This window comes from Synechococcus sp. R55.2, from assembly GCF_047462075.1.
Taxonomy (GTDB): domain Bacteria; phylum Cyanobacteriota; class Cyanobacteriia; order Thermostichales; family Thermostichaceae; genus Thermostichus.
This window is the reverse complement of sequence record NZ_JANSIH010000132.1, coordinates 5,001-7,392: the sequence shown is the minus strand read 5'-3', so window position 1 is coordinate 7,392 and position 2,392 is coordinate 5,001. Positions and strand designations below refer to the sequence as shown.

Below are 2,392 nucleotides of genomic sequence, written 5' to 3'. Positions count from 1 at the left end.
ACGGAAAATATCTTGCCCCGGTGGGATCCCTGTCCTAGTGCGCCCATTTCTCCTCCGAGCCAGCTCGATGGGTTTGTCGGCCTTCAGAACCTTTGGGAGCTGGCAGCTTTCCACAGAAGCGAGCCTTCGACTGACCGGCGGACTTTCGCGGTAGATTAAGGTGTGCCGGTTGGGGTTGGGTCAAAGTTTGGCTCAGCCGGTGAGATCCACCTCAACTTGCGCTAATCCCTGCTTCTTACTGCCCTCCATCCCACTAGACCAGCGCTGCTTATGCCCAGAGTCATCGTCACAGATCCCATCGATCAGGCGGGGATCGACATTCTCTCCCAAGTCGCTCAGGTGGATGTGCAAACTCAGCTCACCCCAGAGCAGTTGATCGCGGTCATCCCCAACTACGATGCCATCATGGTGCGCTCCGGTACACGGGTTACCCGAGAGGTGATCGAGGCGGGGACGAACTTGAAGATCATCGGGCGGGCGGGCGTTGGCGTTGACAACATCGATGTGCCTGCCGCAACCAAAGCCGGGATCCTGGTGGTCAACTCCCCAGAGGGCAACACCATTGCCGCTGCCGAGCACGCCATTGCCTTAATGATGGCCCTCTCCCGCCACATACCTGATGCCAATGCCTCTCTGAAATCGGGCCTGTGGAATCGGCAAGAGTTTGTCGGCGTAGAAGTCTACAAAAAAACGCTGGGGATTGTCGGATTGGGTCGGATTGGATCCCATGTGGCCCAGATTGCCAAGGCGATGGGGATGAAGCTGCTGGCCTATGACCCCTATCTGTCCGTGGAGCGGGCAGAGCAACTGGGGGTGCGCCTGGTGGACTTCACAACTTTGGTGCAGGAATCGGACTACATCACCTTGCACGTTCCCAAAACCCCTGAAACCACCAACCTGTTCAACGCCGAAACCTTCCGCATGATGAAGCCGACCGCCCGCCTGATCAACTGCGCCCGTGGCGGTTTGGTGGATGAACAAGCCCTGTACGAAGCCCTGAAATCCGGTCAAATTGCCGGAGCGGCTTTGGATGTATTTGCCAACGAGCCCCTGAAGGACTCTCCGCTGTTTTCTCTGGGCAAGGAAGTCCTGCTCACTCCCCACTTGGGGGCCTCCACCGAAGAAGCCCAGGTGAACGTGGCCATCGATGTGGCCGAGCAGATCCGCGATGTGTTGCTGGGGCTGCCGGCCCGCTCTGCCGTGAACATCCCCGGCCTACAGGCAGAGGTGCTGCAAAACCTCAGACCCTACCTGGACTTGGCCGAAACCCTGGGCAACTTGGTTGGCCAATTGGCGGGGGATCGCGTCAACCAGTTGGAGATCCGCCTGCAGGGAGATCTGGCAGAAAAAGATGGTCAGCCGATCGTCATTGCCGCTCTCAAAGGGCTTTTGACGCTGGCGCTGCGGGAGCGGGTCAACTACGTCAACGCCTCCATCGAGGCCAAAGAACGGGGCATTCGGGTGGTGGAAACTCGAGATCCCTCTTTGAAAGATTATTCCGGATCCCTGACGTTGATTGCCCATGGCCCCAATGGGATCCGCTCGGTTTCGGGGGCGTTGATTGGGGAGCGAGAGGTGCGGATTACCCAGATCGACGAGTTCCCGGTGAATGTGCCCCCTTCCGCCAACATGCTGATGACCCTGCACCGGGATATGCCGGGAATCATCGGACGGATTGGCACCCTGCTGGGAGCCTACAATGTCAACATCGCCAGCATGCAGGTGGGGCGCAAGATCATCCGCGGCGATGCAGTGATGGTGCTCAGCTTGGACGATCCCCTGCCGGATGGGATCCTGGAAGAGGTGCTCAAGCAGCCGGGCATCCGTGACGCTTTTGTAGTGAACCTCTAGAATTGTTGATCCCTAGAAAAAATCCCAAATCTCACCTACCCTGGCAAGACGGAGTCTTTGCTTGAACCAGAGCAACTTGTCCCTAACCCTGTCCCAGATCCCAGACTGGGATTGGCCGGCCTTTCTGGAGTCCCTGGGCCATTTTGGTGTGGATCTCAGTCTGGAACGCATGCAAGTCTTGCTGCAGCGTCTAGGACAGCCCCAAGCTGGGATCCCGGCCATCCACGTAGCCGGCACCAACGGCAAAGGATCTGTCTGTGCCTGGGTCAGCCACGTGTTGTGGGCGGCAGGCTATCGTGTGGGTCGTTACACCTCTCCTCATTTAGTAGATTGGCGGGAACGGATTTGGCTGAACGGGGAATACATTTCCGCCAACGACTGGAGCCAAGCGCTGGCCCAGGTGCGAGACTGCCTACAAACCTATGCCCCTGACGAGGCTTCTCCCACCCAGTTTGAGGTTATCACCGCTGCCGCTTGGCTGTACTTCCGCCGGCAAAAGGTGGATGTGGCAGTGATAGAAGTGGGCCTGGGGGGGCGGCTG

Annotated in this window: 2 protein-coding genes (1 of these 2 running past the window's edge); both read left to right on the top strand. The window is 58.5% G+C overall.

All coding sequences use genetic code 11. From position 1 onward, the window contains the following. Nucleotides 1-270: 270 nt before the first annotated feature. Nucleotides 271-1,851, top strand: coding sequence for a phosphoglycerate dehydrogenase (serA, locus tag NW838_RS05065; RefSeq protein WP_414332254.1), 1,581 nt, complete (start codon nucleotides 271-273; stop codon nucleotides 1,849-1,851). Between the two features lie 61 nt (nucleotides 1,852-1,912). Next, on the top strand, nucleotides 1,913-2,392 hold the 5' portion of the coding sequence (locus NW838_RS05060; RefSeq protein WP_414358434.1) for a bifunctional folylpolyglutamate synthase/dihydrofolate synthase. 837 nt of this gene lie beyond the right edge of the window; the window shows 480 of its 1,317 coding nt (coding positions 1-480); its start codon is at nucleotides 1,913-1,915; the stop codon falls past the right edge of the window.